The organism is Pseudomonas sp. PAMC 29040, from assembly GCF_003994535.1.
Classification (GTDB): Bacteria; Pseudomonadota; Gammaproteobacteria; order Pseudomonadales; family Pseudomonadaceae; genus Aquipseudomonas; species Aquipseudomonas paraversuta.
In genome coordinates this window covers 16,691-35,751 of record NZ_RZAA01000004.1, presented here as the reverse complement: position 1 = coordinate 35,751, position 19,061 = coordinate 16,691, and the positions used below count along the sequence as shown (strand labels likewise).

At 57.9% G+C, this 19,061-nt stretch carries 17 protein-coding genes; 13 read left to right on the top strand and 4 right to left on the bottom strand.

All coding sequences use genetic code 11. The features are described 5' to 3' along the window. The first annotated feature begins 155 nt into the window (after positions 1-155). Positions 156-1,205: an MBL fold metallo-hydrolase gene (locus tag WG29040_RS07910; protein WP_127195966.1), complete on the top strand. Its 1,050-nt coding sequence runs from the start codon at positions 156-158 to the stop codon at positions 1,203-1,205. Between the two features lie 2 nt (positions 1,206-1,207). Here the strand turns inward: WG29040_RS07910 and WG29040_RS07905 are convergent, their stop codons facing one another. From WG29040_RS07905 to WG29040_RS07890, 4 genes are all read right to left on the bottom strand, one after another. Then, a complete protein-coding gene (locus tag WG29040_RS07905; protein WP_003440839.1) occupies positions 1,208-1,525 on the bottom strand; it encodes a helix-turn-helix transcriptional regulator in 318 nt (105 codons plus the stop codon). 249 nt (positions 1,526-1,774) lie between these two features. After that, positions 1,775-3,025, bottom strand: a complete 1,251-nt coding sequence (locus tag WG29040_RS07900; protein ID WP_003440841.1) for a ribonucleotide-diphosphate reductase subunit beta — start codon at positions 3,023-3,025, stop codon at positions 1,775-1,777. 496 nt (positions 3,026-3,521) lie between these two features. After that, positions 3,522-3,740, bottom strand: a complete 219-nt coding sequence (locus WG29040_RS07895) for a hypothetical protein (protein WP_003440844.1) — start codon at positions 3,738-3,740, stop codon at positions 3,522-3,524. Between the two features lie 142 nt (positions 3,741-3,882). Next, a complete protein-coding gene (locus WG29040_RS07890) occupies positions 3,883-4,146 on the bottom strand; it encodes a DUF2790 domain-containing protein (RefSeq protein ID WP_003440846.1) in 264 nt (87 codons plus the stop codon). Positions 4,147-4,562: 416 nt separating this feature from the next. On the opposite strand from WG29040_RS07890, the gene acs reads away from it, so the two are divergent. The 12 genes from acs (at position 4,563) to astB (ending at position 19,043) form a co-directional block, all read left to right on the top strand. Beyond that, a complete protein-coding gene (gene acs / locus WG29040_RS07885) occupies positions 4,563-6,518 on the top strand; it encodes an acetate--CoA ligase (protein WP_003440848.1) in 1,956 nt (651 codons plus the stop codon). A gap of 512 nt (positions 6,519-7,030) precedes the next feature. After that, positions 7,031-7,816, top strand: a complete 786-nt coding sequence (locus tag WG29040_RS07880) for an ABC transporter substrate-binding protein (protein ID WP_003440850.1) — start codon at positions 7,031-7,033, stop codon at positions 7,814-7,816. 91 nt (positions 7,817-7,907) lie between these two features. Next, complete coding sequence (locus WG29040_RS07875; protein ID WP_003440853.1) at positions 7,908-8,597, top strand: ABC transporter permease; 690 nt, start codon at positions 7,908-7,910, stop codon at positions 8,595-8,597. Continuing rightward, positions 8,594-9,292: an ABC transporter permease gene (locus tag WG29040_RS07870; protein ID WP_003440855.1), complete on the top strand. Its 699-nt coding sequence runs from the start codon at positions 8,594-8,596 to the stop codon at positions 9,290-9,292. Before WG29040_RS07875 ends, WG29040_RS07870 begins: the two co-directional genes overlap by 4 nt. Positions 9,293-9,294: 2 nt before the next feature. Then, positions 9,295-10,407, top strand: coding sequence for a succinylglutamate desuccinylase/aspartoacylase family protein (locus tag WG29040_RS07865; RefSeq protein WP_003440858.1), 1,113 nt, complete (start codon positions 9,295-9,297; stop codon positions 10,405-10,407). Between the two features lie 23 nt (positions 10,408-10,430). Then, positions 10,431-11,195 carry an ABC transporter ATP-binding protein gene (locus WG29040_RS07860; RefSeq protein ID WP_003440860.1) on the top strand — a complete coding sequence of 255 codons (765 nt, stop codon included), beginning with the start codon at positions 10,431-10,433 and terminating at the stop codon, positions 11,193-11,195. A gap of 122 nt (positions 11,196-11,317) precedes the next feature. After that, complete coding sequence (gene argR / locus WG29040_RS07855; protein ID WP_003440864.1) at positions 11,318-12,298, top strand: transcriptional regulator ArgR; 981 nt, start codon at positions 11,318-11,320, stop codon at positions 12,296-12,298. A gap of 259 nt (positions 12,299-12,557) precedes the next feature. After that, complete coding sequence (locus tag WG29040_RS07845; RefSeq protein ID WP_010655910.1) at positions 12,558-13,778, top strand: aspartate aminotransferase family protein; 1,221 nt, start codon at positions 12,558-12,560, stop codon at positions 13,776-13,778. A gap of 176 nt (positions 13,779-13,954) precedes the next feature. Next, positions 13,955-14,974: an arginine/ornithine succinyltransferase subunit alpha gene (gene aruF / locus WG29040_RS07840; protein ID WP_003440870.1), complete on the top strand. Its 1,020-nt coding sequence runs from the start codon at positions 13,955-13,957 to the stop codon at positions 14,972-14,974. 54 nt (positions 14,975-15,028) lie between these two features. After that, positions 15,029-16,066 carry an arginine N-succinyltransferase gene (astA, locus tag WG29040_RS07835; protein WP_003440872.1) on the top strand — a complete coding sequence of 346 codons (1,038 nt, stop codon included), beginning with the start codon at positions 15,029-15,031 and terminating at the stop codon, positions 16,064-16,066. Then, the gene (gene astD, locus WG29040_RS07830; protein ID WP_177412958.1) at positions 16,063-17,532 is read left to right on the top strand and encodes a succinylglutamate-semialdehyde dehydrogenase; all 1,470 of its coding nucleotides are present in this window, start codon (positions 16,063-16,065) and stop codon (positions 17,530-17,532) included. Before astA ends, astD begins: the two co-directional genes overlap by 4 nt. Before the next feature lie 164 nt (positions 17,533-17,696). Then, complete coding sequence (gene astB, locus WG29040_RS07825; RefSeq protein WP_010655907.1) at positions 17,697-19,043, top strand: N-succinylarginine dihydrolase; 1,347 nt, start codon at positions 17,697-17,699, stop codon at positions 19,041-19,043. Positions 19,044-19,061: the final 18 nt, after the last annotated feature.

Genomic DNA, 19,061 nt, shown 5'->3' with positions numbered 1-19,061 from the left:
GCCGTTCTCATCAATACTGGTTCCGTTGGTATCGGCAGGCCGGTCGGTGTGACTCTGGAGTCTTCAATGCAGCCTGCGAATGCGCTGAGTTACGTTTGACCCTCTACGGCTCGAAAAGCAAGCCTGATAATCATTCATTACTGAGGTTTGAAAGAATGACACGCGACTCAGCCAGTTCAGAGGCGCTTAAACCCGCAGAGCGTCATCAAGGAGCATTTCGCAACCAGCAGGCACGGCCGCCTTCCAGTCTGGGCAAGACGCTGGGGATTTTCTGGAAGATGTTCTTCCATAAACCTGCGAATACACGCCCGGCAGGGGCGGTTCCGGTCAACTCATTGAGTCGCCGGCAATTGGAGGAGGCGCCGGATTTTAGTGTCTACCGGTTGGGGCATTCGACCCTCTTGCTCAAACTCAAAGGCAAATACTGGCTGACCGACCCGGTGTATGCCGAGCGCGCCTCGCCGTTCCAGTGGACGGGCCCCAAGCGTTTTCATGCGCCACCCATCAGCCTGGATGAGCTTCCGCCCCTGGAAGCAGTGATCCTGTCACACAATCACTACGATCATCTTGATCAAAAGACGGTGTTGCAGCTGGCCGCCAAAACCAGGCATTTTCTGGCCCCGCTGGGAGTGGGGGACTTGCTGGTCAAGTGGGGAGTCCCCGCCAGTAAAGTTCAGCAACTGGATTGGTGGCAGCAAACACAGCTGGCAGGCATTCGTTTTATAGCTACTCCGTGCCAGCATTTTTCTGGTCGCGGGTTGTTTGATCACAACCAGACGCTTTGGGTGTCGTGGGTCATGATCATTGACGAAGTACGGATTTTCTTCAGTGGTGACTCCGGGTATTTCGACGGTTTCAAACTGATCGGTGAACAGTTTGGGCCGTTTGATCTGACCCTGATGGAAACGGGGGCCTATAACGTCGACTGGCCTGACGTGCACATGCAACCCGAGCAGACCTTGCAGGCCCATATCGACCTGAAAGGTCGCTGGTTGTTGCCTGTCCACAACGGCACCTTCGATCTGGCCTTTCATGCCTGGCATGAGCCTTTTGACCGTATCGTGGCGCTGGCGGAGCAACACAATATTCTGATCACAACGCCATCAATGGGGGAGGCGTTCAACCTGTTGCAGCCTCACCCCGGGCGTGCATGGTGGCTGGAAGTACAAACCATGCAGGACACCCCGGGCAAGAATGGCAAATAAGCTTATTCAAGCAGTGCGAAGTCTTCACGACCTGTCGGATCGGGGGTTGTGCCGCGGATGTTGCCGCCGCGACCTGGCGCGAACCCCGGGAAGAACACCAGGCCTTCTGCTTCCAGGCTATAAGCCAGAGCCAGTCGAGTGACATCGCGAATGGGCTCGCCGGCTTCAAAACGCTGGATGGCGGGGACTGAAACCCTGGATTTCTGACTCAGTTGCTCGAAACTCCAGTCGAGCATTTGCCGGGCCTGGGTGCAGTGCAGCGGGGTGAATTGATTGATGATGATGCGTTCCAACGTACTGTGCATGGCTGGATTGGGCATGGCGATTCTCCGGGGCTGAGTCAGTGCTTGAAAATATACTGTGTTTTTATACAGTTGTTTTTAAAGGCAATCAAACCCGTTTTTCTGATCAGTTCCGGGGTGGAGCTCTCACCCGAAAAGCCCCCGTTTCAGGCGTTTTGCATTACAGGTAACAGTCGAAAATTTCGATACGTGCACGACAAATATTGCGCCCAATAAAAAGGGCCGCCTCGCGGCAGCCCTTTTAAACAGCGTATGACCAAACCGGAATCAATCCCAGCTCAGTGCGCCGCCAGTCTGGTACTCGATAACCCGTGTCTCGAAGAAGTTTTTCTCTTTCTTCAAGTCCATGATTTCGCTCATCCATGGGAACGGGTTAGTGGTGCCCGGGTATTCTTCTTTCAGGCCGATTTGCGACAGGCGGCGGTTGGCGATGAACTTGAGGTAGTCCTCCATCATGGCCGCGTTCATGCCCAATACACCGCGTGGCATGGTGTCACGTGCGTATTCGATTTCCAGCTGAGTACCCTGCAGGATCATCTGCGAGGCCTCTTCCTTCATTTCAGCGTCCCACAGGTGCGGGTTTTCGATTTTGATCTGGTTGATCACATCGATGCCGAAGTTAAGGTGCATGGATTCGTCGCGCAGGATGTACTGGAACTGCTCGGCGACGCCGGTCATCTTGTTGCGACGACCCATCGACAGGATCTGGGTGAAGCCGCAGTAGAAGAAGATGCCTTCCAGAACGCAGTAGTAAGCGATCAGGTTGCGCAGCAGTTCCTTGTCGGTTTCAACGGTGCCGGTTTCGAACTTCGGATCGGAGATCGAACGGGTGTACTTAAGGCCCCAGGTAGCTTTTTTAGCGACCGACGGGATCTCGTGGTACATGTTGAAGATCTCGCCTTCATCCATGGCCAGGGATTCAATGCAGTACTGGTAGGCGTGGGTGTGGATCGCCTCTTCGAACGCCTGGCGCAGGATGTACTGGCGGCATTCCGGGTTGGTGATCAGGCGGTATACGGCCAGTACCAGGTTGTTGGCAACCAGGGAGTCGGCGGTGGAGAAGAAGCCCAGGTTGCGCATCACGATGCGGCGTTCGTCGTCGGTCAGGCCTTCCGGGTTTTTCCAGAGGGCGATGTCGGCGGTCATGTTGACTTCTTGCGGCATCCAGTGATTTGCGCAACCGTCCAGATACTTCTGCCACGCCCAGTCGTACTTGAAGGGTACGAGCTGGTTAAGGTCGGCGCGGCAGTTGATCATCATCTTTTCATCGACGGCAACGCGGGCGCTGGCGCCTTCGAGCTCGGCCAGGCCTTCTGCGATGTCGAGATTGTCCAGGGCTGCCTTGGCGCGCTGGATTGCAGCGGAGTCAGAAGCAGTGACTGCACGGGCTTCCTGAGCCGCAACGCCGCCAGCAGCGTCAAGGCGGTCCATGTTGGCTTCGGTTGCGTGGCCGGCATTGGCGCCTTTGACAGCGACTTCACCTTCCTCTTCTTTGTCGAATTCGTCCCAGCTCAGCATGACGTGTCGTCTCCTGCGTGAGGGCCTGTGCCCGTGTGGTAACACTGATTGTTTGGTTGTCACACGGCCATAGGCCACTTGGATCTAAGAAATGTTGCTGCAGTAGCGATGTACGCACGCAAAAACATGAATATATTCGGGGGCTGTCCCGGCTGTCGCTGAGGGGATGCTGTCTGTTCAGCATCTCACCCTGGCCCAGAAGGCCGGAGCTACGTGGTTTACAGCCCGCTCAAGGGGTATGGAACACCCTTTGGATGGCGGCAGTATACGGCTTTTGTACAGGGTATTTCAGCCAGTTTTTTTTCGTACGATGCGACGAAATGCCCTAAATCCGGCCTGGACTTAAGCATGGCCGTTGCTGGGCGAGGGTTTGCTTGCGAGGAAGTATTTCTGGTGTGTGCCGGGGACCACGAATGTGGTGTGGCTTTGATGGGGCGAGGGGCGGTGGCGGGGCAGACTACGCCCGGTCGAAACCGGGCATCAAGTCGATACGCTGTCAGCTCAGGCGATGGCCGTTGGTGCGATCGTAGCCGTCTTCGGCAAAAGTGGCCGAGCGGGTGCTGTCGTAACCGTCTTCAGCAAAGCTGGCCGAGCGGGTGTTGTCATAGCCGTCTTCAGTAAAGGTCGCTGAATGGGTGTGGTCATAACCGTCAGCGGCAAAGGCGCTACCTGCAAGTACAGACATGCTTAAAGCCAATATTAATGCGCGTTTCATGGGTTTAACTCCTGGCGATTGAGGCGCAGGCAGGCAACTTTTCAATGCGCAATAAATAGCGCTGTAAGTTGCAATAAAGTGCCGCGTTGGATCGCGTTAACAAGGGATGTAATTAAGTAGCGGGGGATTTGTAAGTTGTGGGTCAGCCGTTGGAACAGCCGTTGCCCATTACCCGGTATTCAAGGATGTGCTGGGTGCCTTGCGAGTCTTCGTAGACCATCTGGGCCGGCACCACTTCGCAAACACTGGGGATTTCGCTCATGGAGATGACCTTGGCGATATCCAGCTCGGAAGAGTAGGAGTACTGTTCTACGGCGGGTTGCGGGTGTCCGGCAGGCATAGTTGCTTCATCCGCCAGGGCGGTTAAACACACACTGCTGAGGGCCAGAACTAACAACGCTTTCATTTCGTAATTACCTGTTTTTGGTCGAGTGGGATCACACAGCCCTTGTGGGGCTGCGTGTAAAACTTGATGAGTTAAGAGCGATTAAACATGCCTTCGTGGGGGCTGTAACTTGTATCAATCGCAGTGCCTTGGTTGGCGAGGTCAATTTTAGGCCCGGGCGGTACAGGCATAAAGAGGGGGTTTTGATAAAGACTGTTGACAGATTCTGCAACAATCGTCGAAAACAGACCCGGATTTGGTTTTTGGCAATTCCTGAATCAAAGGATAAAGCGCTGTAAGTACTGTGCTTGAGGCTTCGGCAGAGAAATCAGGGTTTTCCCGGGTATTTCTTACTACCAACGTCGAATGGATCTCATGCCCCGGCCCGGCTAAAACAGGGTCATAAAACAACAACTACAAACATCGAGGTATGAAACATGAGTGCCGCTTCCCTGTATCCCGTACGCCCTGAAGTAGCAGCCAATACGCTGACCGATGAGGCGACCTACAAGGCGATGTACCAGCAGTCCGTGGTCAATCCCGATGGCTTCTGGCGCGAGCAGGCTCAGCGTCTCGACTGGATCAAGCCGTTCACCACCGTCAAACAGACCTCTTTCGACGACCACCATGTCGATATCAAATGGTTCGCCGACGGCACGCTTAACGTTTCCTACAACTGCCTGGATCGCCACCTTGCCGAGCGCGGCGATCAGGTTGCGATTATCTGGGAGGGCGATGATCCTTCCGAGCAGCGCAACATCACCTACCGCGAACTGCACGAAGAAGTGTGCAAGCTCGCCAATGCGTTGCGCGGTCAGGACGTTCACCGTGGCGACGTAGTAACTATCTATATGCCGATGGTGCCCGAAGCTGTGGTCGCCATGCTGGCCTGTACCCGGATCGGTGCCATTCACTCGGTGGTGTTCGGTGGCTTCTCGCCCGAGGCGCTGGCAGGACGCATCATCGACTGCAAGTCCAAGGTGGTGATTACTGCCGACGAGGGCGTGCGCGGCGGCAAGCGTACGGCGCTCAAGGCCAATGTCGATGTGGCACTGACCAACCCTGATACCTCGAGCGTGCAGAAAATCATCGTGTTCAAGCGTACCGGCGGCGATATCGCCTGGTACAAGCACCGAGACATCTGGTATCACGACTTGATGGCCGTGGCTTCCACCCACTGTGCGCCAAAAGAGATGGGCGCCGAAGAAGCGTTGTTCATCCTTTATACCTCCGGCTCCACCGGCAAGCCCAAAGGGGTGCAACACACCACGGGCGGTTATCTGCTGTATGCCGCGCTGACCCATGAACGCGTATTCGACTATCGTCCCGGCGAGGTCTACTGGTGCACGGCTGACGTCGGCTGGGTAACCGGTCACACCTATATCGTCTACGGCCCCCTGGCCAATGGCGCGACCACACTGCTGTTCGAAGGCGTGCCGAACTATCCGGACATCACCCGGGTGTCGAAAATTGTCGACAAGCACAAGGTCAACATCCTCTACACCGCGCCAACGGCCATTCGCGCCATGATGGCCGAAGGTCAGGCTGCGGTTAAGGATGCTGACGGTTCAAGCCTGCGTCTGCTGGGTTCGGTAGGTGAGCCGATCAACCCGGAAGCCTGGAACTGGTACTACACAACCGTGGGTAAAGAGCGTTGCCCCATCGTTGATACCTGGTGGCAGACCGAAACCGGTGCTTGCATGATGAGCCCGCTGCCGGGAGCCCATGCGCTCAAGCCGGGTTCTGCGGCGCGTCCATTCTTCGGTGTGGTGCCGGGGCTGGTGGACAACCTGGGCAACCTGATTGAAGGTGCGGCGGAAGGCAACCTGGTGATCCTGGATTCGTGGCCGGGTCAGGCACGCACCCTGTATGGCGATCACGACCGTTTTGTCGATACCTACTTCAAGACCTTCCGCGGCATGTACTTCACGGGTGACGGGGCCCGTCGCGACGAAGACGGTTACTACTGGATCACCGGCCGGGTGGACGATGTGCTTAACGTTTCTGGCCATCGCATGGGGACCGCCGAGATCGAAAGCGCGATGGTGGCTCACCCGAAAGTCGCCGAGGCGGCTGTTGTAGGCGTGCCCCACGACATCAAGGGGCAGGGCATTTATGTCTACGTCACCCTCAATGGCGGTGAAGCGCCAAGTGAAGAGCTGCGTCTGGAGTTGAAAAACTGGGTGCGTAAAGAGATAGGTCCGATTGCCTCGCCGGATGTCATCCAGTGGGCGCCAGGCTTGCCGAAAACCCGATCCGGCAAAATCATGCGCCGTATCCTGCGCAAGATCGCCACCGGTGAATATGACGGTCTGGGGGATATTTCCACCCTGGCCGACCCGGGTGTGGTGCAGCATTTGATCGAAACCCACAAGAGCATGAAGCAGGCATAAACCTTCTTTGCGCTCCCGAACCCCGCCCGGCATTGCCCGGCGGGGTTTTTATTTGGCCGCTGGCGGAGTTGGGGGTGCCTCGGGCAGTGTTACCGCAGGTGTAACCAGGCGCACAAAAACGGGGTCTTGCGACACCAAAAGCACCGTTTTAGAGCTGTTTTGACTCCCCTGAAAAATAAGATGAAACGCTACACTTGCCGGAATAGAAGGCTTTGCGAATAATAGGCCCGCTATTTGCAACTCACATAGGTTCTATGTCTTTTGCTCTTGCATGAATTCGAAGAGCTGTCAATGACTGGAGTCGCATTTCTCGATGCATCTGTAATTTGTTGTCGCATTGGAGAAATAACGGCTTGAAGCCTGTCGTTAGAATGCCGATCACTCGCTCGTCGTCGTTGTGCTGATATCAGTGCATCGCCAGTAGGACGTGGCGCCGCATTCCCGGTTTAACCTCCGCATCTTGGGCTAACGCTCATTCTGCATTTATTGCCCTTTACCGATGGAGTCCTAAGATGAAGAAACTCGTGCTTCTTGGCGCCCTGGCACTGTCCGTGCTGTCCCTGCAGGCTTTCGCTGATCAAAAACCGCTGAAAATCGGTATTGAAGCCGCTTATCCTCCGTTTGCCTCCAAGGCGCCGGATGGCAGCATCGTAGGTTTTGACTATGACATCGGTAATGCTCTGTGCGAGCAGATGCAGGTCAAGTGTGTGTGGGTCGAACAAGAATTCGACGGCCTGATTCCGGCGCTTAAAGTGCGCAAGATCGACGCCATCCTGTCCTCGATGTCGATTACCGAAGACCGCAAAAAGTCTGTCGACTTCACCAACAAGTACTACCTCACTCCGGCGCGTCTGGTGATGAAGGACGGTGCTGTGGTCAGCGACAGCCTTGACGAGCTCAAGGGCAAGAAAATCGGCGTGCAGCGCGGTTCGATTCACGACCGTTTCGCCAAGGAAGTCTTTGCACCCAAAGGCGCAACTGTCGTGCCTTACAGCTCGCAAAACGAAATCTACCTGGACATCGAAGCCGGTCGCCTTGATGGCACCGTGGCCGACGCCACCCTGCTCAATGACGGTTTCCTGAAAACCCCGGCTGGCAAAGGCTATGCCTTCGTAGGCCCGCAATTCACCGACGTCAAATACTTCGGTGACGGCGTGGGTATCGCGGTACGCAAGGGCGACAAAGAGCTCAAAGACAAGATCGACACCGCGATCACGGCTCTTCGTGACAACGGTAAATACAAGCAAATCCAGGACAAATACTTCGACTTCGATATTTACGGCCCAGAAGCCAAGTAAACCGTCGCAGCGGTAAGTCCGAAATGGCGCAAGCAACAGGATCTCTGAAGTTTGCGCCATTTTTTCATCCTAATTTTCGAGGACCTGAATCATGTTGAAAGGCTACGGGGCTGTCATCCTCGATGGCGCTTGGCTGACGCTTCAGCTCGCCTTGTCGTCCATGGCCCTGGCCATTGTTCTAGGTCTGATCGGTGTTTCCTTGCGCCTGTCGCCGGTGCGCTGGCTGGCCTGGTTGGGCGATCTGTATTCAACGGTTATCCGCGGGATACCCGATCTGGTGTTGATCCTGCTGATTTTCTATGGCGGTCAGAATTTGCTGAACAACGTTGCGCCGATGCTGGGCCATGACGATTACATTGACTTGAACCCTCTGGCTGCGGGTATCGGCACCCTGGGCTTTATTTTTGGTGCATACCTGTCCGAAACCTTTCGTGGGGCCTTCATGGCGATCCCCAAAGGTCAGGCCGAGGCGGGCATGGCTTATGGCATGAGCAGCTTTCAGGTGTTTTTCCGGGTATTGGTACCGCAGATGATTCGCCTGGCGATTCCGGGGTTCACCAATAACTGGCTGGTACTGACCAAGGCGACGGCCCTGATTTCGGTGGTCGGCTTGCAAGACATGATGTTCAAGGCCAAGCAGGCGGCGGATGCCACCCGCGAACCCTTTACTTTCTTTCTGGCTGTGGCAGCGATGTACCTGGTGCTGACCAGTGTTTCGCTGTTGGCGCTGCGACAACTTGAGAAACGCTACTCGGTAGGCGTAAAGGCGGCTGATCTATGATCTTCGACTACAACGTCATTTGGGACAGCATGCCGCTGTACCTGAATGGGCTGCTGGAAACCCTTAAACTGCTGGGCATCTCGCTGTTTTTCGGTTTGCTGGTGGCTGTGCCGCTGGGTTTGATGCGGGTCTCCAAGAAGTCCTGGGTCAACTTCCCGGCCTGGCTGTACACCTATGTGATTCGCGGTACGCCGATGCTGGTCCAGCTGTTTTTGATCTACTACGGCCTGGCTCAGTTCGAGGCCGTGCGTGACAGCTTCCTGTGGCCGCTACTGTCCAGTGCGACCTTCTGTGCCTGTCTGGCGTTTGCCATCAACACCAGTGCCTACACCGCCGAAATCATTGCCGGTAGCCTCAAGGCCACACCCAATGGCGAGATCGAGGCAGCAAAGGCCATGGGCATGTCGCGCTACAAAATGTATCGCCGTATTTTGCTGCCGTCGGCCATGCGCCGGGCACTGCCGCAATACAGCAACGAAGTGATCATGATGTTGCAGACCACCAGCCTGGCTTCCATCGTGACGCTGATCGACATCACAGGTGCGGCACGCACGGTCAACGCGCAGTACTACCTGCCGTTCGAGGCCTATATCACCGCCGGTGTGTTTTACCTGTGCCTGACGTTCATTCTGGTGCGCCTGTTCAAACTGGCCGAGCGCCGCTGGCTGGGCTACATGGCCCCGCGCAAGGCCTGACCATGGAACGTATCGATCATGTACTGCCATGGAGCAGCCTGGGAACCGAGCGCCAGCTGACGGTGTTCCGTTTCGGTACCGGCGAGCGCAAGGCCTACATTCAGGCCAGCCTGCATGCTGATGAGCTGCCGGGCATGCGTTGCGCCTGGGAACTGAAAAAGCGCCTGGCCGAGCTTGAACTGCAGGGCGCCCTGAACGGCGTGATCGAACTGGTGCCTGTGGCCAATCCGCTGGGGTTGGGACAGTTGCTGCAAGGCAACCACCAGGGGCGTTTCGAGTCCGGCAGCGGCAAGAACTTCAACCGCGATTTCGTTGAGTTGAGTGCCCCCGTGGCAGCTGCGCTGCAAGGGTGTCTGGGGGATGATCCCCATGCCAATATCCGTCTGATCCGTCAGGCGATGCTTGATGTGCTGGAGCAGTTGCCACCTGCTGCGAGCCAGTTGCAGGGCCTGCAGCGGGTACTGTTGAGCCATGCCTGTAATGCGGACATCGTGCTCGACCTGCATTGCGATGCGGAAGCGGCGTTGCACATGTACGCCTTGCCCCAGCATTGGCCGCAGTGGCGCTCTCTGGCCGCGCATCTGAACATGCGGGTTGGATTATTGGCCGAAGACTCCGGCGGCAGCTCGTTCGATGAAGCCTGTTCGTTGCCGTGGTTGCGCTTGCAGCGCCAGTTCGCCGATGCACAGATTCCCCTGGCGTGCATGGCTACCACCCTGGAGCTGGGCGGGCAGTCCGATACCGGACGTCCAGAGGCCCAGGCGTATGCCGAAGCCATTCTGGCGTTTCTGGCCGAGCAAGGTTTGATTACCGGGGACTGGCCGGCCGCGCAGCACCCGGCGTGCGAAGGCATGCCGTTCGAAGGCACCGAACTGTTGTATGCACCGCACCCCGGTGTGGTGAGCTTTTTACGTCCGGCGGGCGCTTGGGTTGAAGCCGGCGAGCCGCTGTTTGAAGTGATTGATCCTTTATCTGACCGGGTCAGTACGGTATGCGCGGGTACGGCCGGCGTATTATTTGCCGTTGAGCGACTGCGTTATGCCCAACCCGGTTTCTGGCTGGCTAAAGTGGCGGGGCGTGAGCCTCTGCGTCACGGGCGCTTGCTCAACGACTGACTGTTTTTGTGAGAACCGACAACATGTACAAACTTGAAGTCCAAGATCTGCATAAACGCTATGGCAGTCACGAAGTGCTCAAAGGCGTTTCGCTGGCCGCCAAAGCAGGTGATGTGATCAGCATCATCGGTTCCAGTGGCTCTGGCAAAAGTACCTTTTTGCGTTGCATCAACCTGCTTGAGCAGCCCCATGCCGGCAAAATCCTGCTCAATGGCGAAGAACTCAAGCTGATTGCCAACAAGGACGGCGCGCTCAAGGCCGCTGATCCCAAGCAACTGCAACGCATGCGTTCGCGACTGTCGATGGTGTTCCAGCATTTCAATCTGTGGTCGCATATGACTGCGCTGGAAAACATCATGGAAGCACCGGTGCATGTACTGGGCATGTCCAGGGCCGAGGCCCGGGAAAAGGCCGAGCATTACCTGAACAAAGTGGGTGTTTCCCATCGCAAGGACGCCTACCCGGGGCATATGTCCGGTGGCGAACAGCAGCGTGTGGCGATTGCCCGGGCGCTGGCGATGGAGCCTGAAGTCATGTTGTTCGACGAGCCGACTTCAGCCCTCGACCCGGAGCTGGTGGGTGATGTGCTGAAAGTGATGCAGGATCTGGCACTCGAAGGCCGGACCATGGTTGTGGTGACCCACGAAATGGGCTTTGCCCGTGAAGTGTCCAACCAGTTGGTGTTTTTGCACAAAGGCATTGTTGAAGAAAGCGGCGATCCGCGTGAAGTACTGGTAAACCCGCAATGCGAGCGTTTGCAGCAATTCCTGTCGGGCAGCTTGAAATAACTGCAGCTATAAGACTGCCTCTGTGCACCAAAATAGGTCATGCTCCGCGTCTCGCGCAGTTGGCCCAGGCTGAGTGTTGGCGCATTTGGTTTTCCTTCTGTTTTCGTTCCGGATAGCACGCTATGACCGCCCATCGAATTGGTTTCCTTATTTGGCCCAGCACCAAAGCCTTGACCCTGGCGCTGGCAGAGGAAGCGTTGCGTGTTGCTCAGCGCGTGCACCCCGAAGTCGTTTACGAGTTGCTGTTTTTACAGGCCGAACCGCCGGCAGAGGGCGCCTGGCAGTTGCCCGGTGAACCCTGGACGGGCAAGCTGGAAGGCTGCCAGAAACTGTTTTTGCTGGCTGACGAACCCCCGGCGACCATCGCGCCGGCCCTGAGCAGCGCACTCAAGCAATTGGTGCGCGCGGGCTGTGTGATTGGCGGGCTGTCGGCAGGGGTTTACCCGCTGGCGCAAATAGGTTTGCTCGATGGTTATCGTGCTGCCGTGCACTGGCGCTGGCAGGATGATTTCGCCGAGCGCTTCCCTAAGGTGATTGCCACCAGTCACTTGTTTGACTGGGACCGCGATCGCCTGAGTGCTTGCGGCGGCCTGTCGGTACTGGATCTGCTGCTTGCAGTGCTGGCCCGGGATCATGGTGCCGAGCTGGCGGGCGCGGTCTCCGAAGAGCTGGTGGTGGAGCGCATTCGTGAAGGCGGCGAGCGCCAGCGTATTCCTCTGCAGAACCGTCTGGGTTCGAGCCATCCCAAGCTGACCCAGGCCGTGCTGCTGATGGAAGCCAACATTGAAGAGCCGCTGACCACCGACGAAATTGCCCAGCATGTCTGCGTGTCTCGCCGGCAACTGGAGCGGATATTCAAGCAATACTTGAATCGCGTTCCGAGCCAGTACTATCTGGAGTTGCGTCTGAACAAGGCGCGTCAGATGCTGATGCAAACCAGCAAGTCGATTATTCAGATCGGCCTGTCGTGCGGCTTTTCATCGGGGCCGCATTTTTCCAGCGCCTATCGCAACTTCTTTGGCGCAACGCCTCGTGAAGATCGCAATCAGCGTCGCAGCAGCAGCCCGTTCGAATTGTCATCGGCGCCTGCCGAGCGCGGCTGAGAGTCAGCGGCCTGGTTTTGCCTGAGTGCGCCCCGCAACAGGATGAGCAATCAAAGTGCGTTGATGCTGCCGAAAAGTCGGCCCAGCGTTTAAACTGCGCCTTTGTGACGGAATATGTCGCATTGCCGCAAGCCTTGGAAAATCGTGGTAGGACGCTGTAAGAAGTTGTCGCTTGGCGACAAGGCTTGCCCCCCGCGTGTCCTTACAATCCCCCCATCGCTTGCCAGTTCAGGCAGGCGTTCCTCTTCAGGAGACTCCGATGTCCGTTGAGCAAGCCCCGGTGCAACGCGCCGATTTCGACCAGGTCATGGTTCCTAACTACGCACCTGCCGCCTTCATTCCTGTGCGCGGTGCCGGTTCCCGGGTTTGGGATCAGGCAGGTCGAGAACTGATCGACTTCGCAGGCGGCATCGCTGTTAACGTTCTGGGTCATGCACATCCGGCACTGGTCGGCGCGTTGACTGAACAGGCGAACACCCTGTGGCACGTATCCAACGTGTTCACCAACGAGCCGGCATTGCGCCTGGCCAAAAAGCTGGTGGACTCGACCTTCGCTGAGCGGGTGTTCTTCTGCAACTCGGGCGCAGAAGCCAACGAGGCCGCGTTCAAGCTGGCCCGTCGTGTGGCCCATGACCGTTTTGGCCCTGAGAAGTACGAAATCATCGCCGCCCTCAACAGCTTTCACGGACGCACACTGTTCACCGTGAACGTGGGTGGGCAGTCGAAGTACTCCGACGGCTTCGGTCCGAAAATCACCGGCATCACCCATGTCCCGTTCAACGATCTCGACGCTTTGAAAGCGGCCATTTCGGACAAGACCTGCGCGGTAGTGCTGGAGCCGATCCAGGGCGAAGGCGGTGTGCTCCCGGCCGAACAGGCTTACCTGCAAGGCGCGCGCGATTTGTGCGATCAACACAATGCATTGCTGGTGTTTGACGAAGTGCAAACCGGCATGGGCCGCACCGGCGAGCTGTTTGCCTATATGCATTACGGCGTGACCCCGGACATCCTCACCAGTGCCAAGAGCCTGGGTGGCGGTTTCCCGATCGCAGCCATGTTGACCACTGAAGCACTGGCCAAACACCTGGTTGTCGGCACTCATGGCACCACCTACGGCGGCAACCCGCTGGCGTGCGCCGTGGGCAACGCGGTGATCGACGTGATCAACACCCCTGAAGTGTTGAACGGTGTGAAAACCAAGCACGAGCAGTTCAAGACCCGCCTTGAGAAAATTGGCCAGCAATACGGCCTGTTCACGCAAGTACGTGGCATGGGCCTGTTGATTGGTTGTGTATTGAGCGATGCCTGGAAAGGCAAGGCCAAAGACATCTTCAACGCCTGTGAGAAAGAAAACCTGATGATTTTGCAGGCCGGTCCTGACGTGGTGCGTTTCGCCCCGAGTCTGGTGGTTGAAGAGGCTGATATCGAAGAAGGTCTGAACCGCTTCGAGCGTGCCGTGCAAAAGCTGACGCAAGCCTGATCGTGATTTCAACGCCTGATTTTTCAGGCGTTGACCCTTTTATATGCTGAACCGCAACCCCTGCAGGAGCGAGCTTGCTCGCGAGCCATGCATCGCGATCCCATAAAGCTCGCTGCTGCAGGGGTTGCAGGTTCGGTATTTTCTTCTGTGTTGTTCAAGGATTAAGGAGTGACACCATGCTGGTGATGCGCCCCGCGCAAATGGCTGATCTGGGCGAAGTACAGCGTCTGGCTGCGGACAGCCCGATTGGTGTCACTTCATTGCCGGACGATATCGAGCGCCTGCGCGACAAGATCGCAGCCTCTGAAACCTCGTTTGCCGCTGAAGTCAGCTTTAACGGCGAGGAGAGTTATTTCTTCGTTCTCGAAGACACCGCCACCGGCAAACTGGTGGGCTGTTCGGCAATCGTGGCATCGGCCGGTTACTCGGAACCGTTCTACAGCTTTCGTAACGAGACCTTTGTACATGCCTCCCGCGAGCTGAAGATTCACAACAAGATTCACGTGTTGTCGCAGTGCCATGACCTCACAGGCAACAGTCTGCTGACCAGCTTCTATGTAGTGCCGGAACTGGTGGGTTCGGCCTGGTCCGAGCTCAACTCCCGCGGGCGACTGCTGTTTGTGGCCAACCATCCGGAGCGCTTTGCCGATTCGGTGGTTACCGAGATCGTCGGTTACAGCGATGAAAACGGTGACTCGCCGTTCTGGGACGCCATTGGCCGCAACTTCTTCGACCTGAACTACGCCGCCGCCGAGCGCCTGTGCGGGCTTAAAAGCCGCACTTTCCTCGCCGAACTGATGCCGCACTACCCGATTTATGTGCCCTTGCTGCCCGACACCGCCCAGGAGGCCATGGGGCAAGTGCATCCGCGGGCGCAGATTACCTTCGACATCCTGATGCGCGAAGGCTTCGAAACCGATCACTACATCGATATTTTCGACGGTGGCCCGACCCTGCATGCACGTGTTTCGGGTATCCGTTCGATTGCTCAAAGCCGCGTGGTACCGGTCAAGATCGGGGAGCCAGGCAAAGGCGGCGGTCGCCAGTATCTGGTGGCCAACGCCCAGTTGCAGGATTACCGCGCGGTACTGCTGGAACTCGACTGGGCGCCGGGCAAACCGGTGATGCTGGATCTGGAAGCGGCCGAAGCACTCGGTGTTGGCGAAGGCGCCAGCGTACGAGTGGTGGCGGTTTAACGCGTTTAGCGAGTTTCGCGGGGTTCGTCAGCGAGCCCCGTTTGAGGAGATAGCATGATCGTTCGTCCTGTACGCAATAGCGATTTACCGGCCCTGATTGAGTTGGCCCGCAGCACTGGCACCGGCCTGACGACCTTGCCGGCCAATGAAGAACGCCTGCTGCACCGTGTCACCTGGGCTGAAAAAACCTTCCGTGGCGAAGCCGGGCGCGGCGACGCGGACTACCTGTTTGTGCTGGAAAACGACGAAGGCAAGGTGGTCGGCATTTCTGCCATTGCCGGCGCGGTAGGCCTGCGCGAGCCCTGGTACAACTTCCGGGTGGGCCTGACGGTCAGCGCCTCCCAGGAGCTGAATATCTATCGGGAAATCCCGACCCTGTTTCTGGCCAACGATCTGACCGGCAACTCTGAATTGTGCTCCCTGTTCCTCAGCGCCGATTATCGCACCGGCTTCAACGGCCGCATGCTGGCCAAGGCGCGGATGCTGTTTATCGCCGAGTTTCCCGAGTTGTTCGGCAACAAGATCATTGCCGAAATGCGCGGTATGTCCGACGAAGCGGGCCGCTCGCCGTTCTGGGAAAGCCTGGGCCGGCACTTCTTCAAAATGGAGTTCAGTCAGGCCGATTACCTGACCGGCGTCGGCAACAAGGCCTTCATCGCCGAGTTGATGCCCAAGTTCCCGGTATACACCTGCTTCTTGTCTGAAGACGCTCGCGCCGTGATCGGCAAAGTGCATGTTCACACCGAGCCGGCGCTGAACATGCTCAAAAGCGAAGGCTTCAGCTACCAGGGCTATGTCGATATTTTCGACGCTGGCCCGGCAGTGGAGTGCGAAACCAGCAAGATCCGTGCTGTGCGCGACAGTGAAGCGCTGGTGCTGGCCATCGGCACCCCGGGTGACGATGCCACGCCTTACCTGATCCACAACCGCAAGCGCGAAGACTGCCGTATTACCGCAGCACCGGCACGTCTTGCTGCAGGCACGCTGGTGGTTGATCAATTGACCGCCAGACGTCTGCAACTGACTGCCGGCGATCAAGTCCGCGCAGTGGCATTGTCCGCCCAGCCAGTGACCCCACGGGAGTCGAAATAATGAGCACGTTGTATATCGCAGGCGCCTGGCAGAACGGGCAGGGCGAAGCCTTTGAGTCGCTGAATCCGGTCACCCAGCAAGTGTTGTGGACGGGTAACGGGGCCAATGCGGCCCAGGTCGATGCTGCCGTGCAGGCGGCGCGTCAGGCTTTTCCGGGCTGGGCCACACGTTCTTTCGAGGAGCGCCTGGGCGTACTCGAAGCGTTCGCTGCCAGCCTCAAGGGCCACGCCGATGAGCTGGCGCGCTGCATCGGCGAAGAAACCGGCAAACCCCTGTGGGAGTCGGCCACCGAAGTCACCAGCATGATCAACAAGGTGGCAATCTCGGTACAAAGCTATCGTGAGCGCACGGGCGAGAAGAGCGGCCCGCTGGGCGATGCCACTGCCGTATTGCGCCACAAGCCCCACGGCGTGGTCGCGGTGTTTGGTCCGTATAACTTTCCGGGCCATTTGCCCAACGGGCATATCGTCCCGGCTTTGCTGGCCGGTAACAGCGTGGTATTCAAACCCAGCGAACTGACCCCCGGGGTTGCCGAGCTGACGGTCAAGTGCTGGATCGAAGCCGGCTTGCCGGCGGGTGTGTTGAACCTGCTGCAGGGTGCGCGCGAAACCGGTATCGCACTGGCGGCCCATACGGGCATCGACGGCTTGTTCTTCACTGGCTCGAGCCGTACCGGTAACGCGCTGCATCAGCAGTTCGCCGGTCGCCCGGACAAAATCCTGGCCCTGGAAATGGGCGGCAACAACCCGCTGGTGGTCGATCAGGTGGCCGATCTGGACGCTGCGGTCTACACCATCATTCAGTCGGCCTTTATCTCGGCCGGGCAACGTTGCACATGCGCCCGGCGCTTGCTGGTGCCGCAAGGGGCGTGGGGCGACAGTCTGTTGACGCGCCTGGTTGAAGTCAGCCAGAGCATCGAAGTGGGGGCTTTTGATCAGCAGCCGCCACCGTTCATGGGCTCGGTGATTTCGTTGGGTGCCGCGCGCGCCCTCATGGATGCTCAGGAAGTATTGCTGGGCTCTGGGGCTGTGGCTCTGCTGGAGATGACTCAGCCGCAGAGCAATGCCGCGTTGCTGACTCCGGGCATTATCGACGTCACTGAAGTCAGTGAACGATCCGACGAAGAGCTGTTCGGACCGTTGCTGCAAGTGATTCGCTACAGCGGTTTCGACGAAGCGATTGCCGAGGCCAACAACACCGCGTTTGGCCTGGCAGCAGGGCTGCTTTCGGACTCCGAAGCGCGTTATCAGCAGTTCTGGCTGCAAAGCCGGGCCGGGATCGTTAACTGGAACAAGCAGCTGACCGGCGCGGCCAGCAGCGCACCGTTTGGCGGTATCGGGGCGTCGGGCAACCATCGCGCCAGTGCCTATTACGCCGCTGACTATTGCGCGTACCCGGTTGCTTCTCTGGAGACGCCGACCCTGGCGTTGCCGGCGGCGTTGACCCCCGGTGTGCGAATGTCCTAAAGCGCCGATTCCTGTGGGAGCTGGTTTGCCAGCGATTGAGGCAGCGTGGTCCGTTCGATACCCCGCGTCGCCTGCATCGCTGGCAAGCCGGCTCCAGGATCAGGGCCTGTTTGCCTCAGAATTTTGATTCATGCCAATTACAACCGTTTGCCGGAGCCTCGCCGATGAAGTCCTTTGAAGTCAATTTTGACGGTTTAGTGGGGCCGACCCATAACTACGGCGGTCTGTCGTTTGGCAACGTCGCCTCCCAGAGCAACAGTCAGCAGGCCTCCAATCCAAAGGAAGCCGCGCTGCAGGGTCTGGAAAAAATGAAAGCGCTGATGGACATGGGCTTTGTCCAGGGGGTTTTGGCGCCTCAGGAACGTCCGGATGTCGGCGCTTTGCGCAGCCTGGGCTTTAGCGGCAGCGATGCGCAGGTCATCCAGCGCGCCGCGAAGCAAGCAATGCCATTGCTGGTCGCCAGTTGCTCGGCGTCGAGCATGTGGGTGGCCAACGCGGCCACGGTCAGCCCGGGCGCGGATACGGCAGACGGCCGCGTGCACTTTACGGCTGCCAACCTCAATTGCAAATTTCACCGCAGCATCGAGCATCCGACCACCAGCCGTGTACTGGGGGCGATGTTTGCTGATCCGCAGCATTTTGCGCACCACGGGGCATTGCCGGCGGTGGCTCAGTTTGGTGATGAAGGTGCGGCCAACCACACGCGGTTTTGCCGGGATTATGGCCAGCCGGGGGTAGAGTTTTTTGTATACGGGCGCAGTGCGTTCGACAGCCGCTACCCGGCGCCGCAAAAATATCCGGCGCGCCAGACCCTTGAAGCTTCGCAAGCCGTGGCGCGTCTGCACGGCCTGAGTGAAGAGGGGGTAGTGTTTGCCCAGCAGAACCCTGACGTGATCGATCAAGGGGTGTTTCACAACGACGTGATCGCTGTCGGTAATGGCGAGTTGTTGTTCCATCACCAGGATGCGTTTCTCAACACCGAGCAGATGCTGGCCGAGCTGCACGCCAAGCTGGCGGCACGTGGTGGCAACTTCCAGTCGATCAGCGTGCCCCGTGATCAGGTAGCAGTGGAAGATGCAGTGCGCTCTTATCTGTTTAACAGCCAGTTGCTGAGTCGTGCCGACGGCTCGATGCTGTTGATCGTGCCCGAAGAGTGCCGCAGCAACCCCCGTGTGTGGCAGTACCTGCAAGGGCTGACGGCGGCGGGCGGACCGATTCGCGAGGTCAAGGTGTTCGACCTCAAGCAAAGCATGCAGAACGGTGGCGGCCCGGCGTGCCTGCGGCTGCGGGTCGCACTTAATGAAACTGAGCTGGCGGCGGTCAATCCCGGGGTTATCATGACCCCTGCGCTGTACGACACGCTGACCCGTTGGGTCAACAAGCACTACCGCGATGCCTTGCGCGAAAGCGATCTGGCAGACCCGCAATTGTTGCTTGAATGCCGGACGGCACTGGATGAACTGACGCAAATCCTTAAACTGGGCGCGGTTTACCCGTTCCAGATCAATTGAACACGTGCGTGCCCGGGG

Excerpts from the sequence above, each read along its gene's own strand:
- WG29040_RS07910 (WP_127195966.1), top strand. The coding sequence starts at position 156 with ATGACACGCGACTCAGCCAGTTCAGAGGCGCTTAAACCCGCAGAGCGT.
- WG29040_RS07905 (WP_003440839.1), bottom strand. The coding sequence starts at position 1,525 with ATGCCCAATCCAGCCATGCACAGTACGTTGGAACGCATCATCATCAAT.
- WG29040_RS07900 (WP_003440841.1), bottom strand. The coding sequence starts at position 3,025 with ATGCTGAGCTGGGACGAATTCGACAAAGAAGAGGAAGGTGAAGTCGCT.
- WG29040_RS07895 (WP_003440844.1), bottom strand. The coding sequence starts at position 3,740 with ATGAAACGCGCATTAATATTGGCTTTAAGCATGTCTGTACTTGCAGGT.
- WG29040_RS07890 (WP_003440846.1), bottom strand. The coding sequence starts at position 4,146 with ATGAAAGCGTTGTTAGTTCTGGCCCTCAGCAGTGTGTGTTTAACCGCC.
- acs (WP_003440848.1), top strand. The coding sequence starts at position 4,563 with ATGAGTGCCGCTTCCCTGTATCCCGTACGCCCTGAAGTAGCAGCCAAT.
- WG29040_RS07880 (WP_003440850.1), top strand. The coding sequence starts at position 7,031 with ATGAAGAAACTCGTGCTTCTTGGCGCCCTGGCACTGTCCGTGCTGTCC.
- WG29040_RS07875 (WP_003440853.1), top strand. The coding sequence starts at position 7,908 with ATGTTGAAAGGCTACGGGGCTGTCATCCTCGATGGCGCTTGGCTGACG.
- WG29040_RS07870 (WP_003440855.1), top strand. The coding sequence starts at position 8,594 with ATGATCTTCGACTACAACGTCATTTGGGACAGCATGCCGCTGTACCTG.
- WG29040_RS07865 (WP_003440858.1), top strand. The coding sequence starts at position 9,295 with ATGGAACGTATCGATCATGTACTGCCATGGAGCAGCCTGGGAACCGAG.
- WG29040_RS07860 (WP_003440860.1), top strand. The coding sequence starts at position 10,431 with ATGTACAAACTTGAAGTCCAAGATCTGCATAAACGCTATGGCAGTCAC.
- argR (WP_003440864.1), top strand. The coding sequence starts at position 11,318 with ATGACCGCCCATCGAATTGGTTTCCTTATTTGGCCCAGCACCAAAGCC.
- WG29040_RS07845 (WP_010655910.1), top strand. The coding sequence starts at position 12,558 with ATGTCCGTTGAGCAAGCCCCGGTGCAACGCGCCGATTTCGACCAGGTC.
- aruF (WP_003440870.1), top strand. The coding sequence starts at position 13,955 with ATGCTGGTGATGCGCCCCGCGCAAATGGCTGATCTGGGCGAAGTACAG.
- astA (WP_003440872.1), top strand. The coding sequence starts at position 15,029 with ATGATCGTTCGTCCTGTACGCAATAGCGATTTACCGGCCCTGATTGAG.
- astB (WP_010655907.1), top strand. The coding sequence starts at position 17,697 with ATGAAGTCCTTTGAAGTCAATTTTGACGGTTTAGTGGGGCCGACCCAT.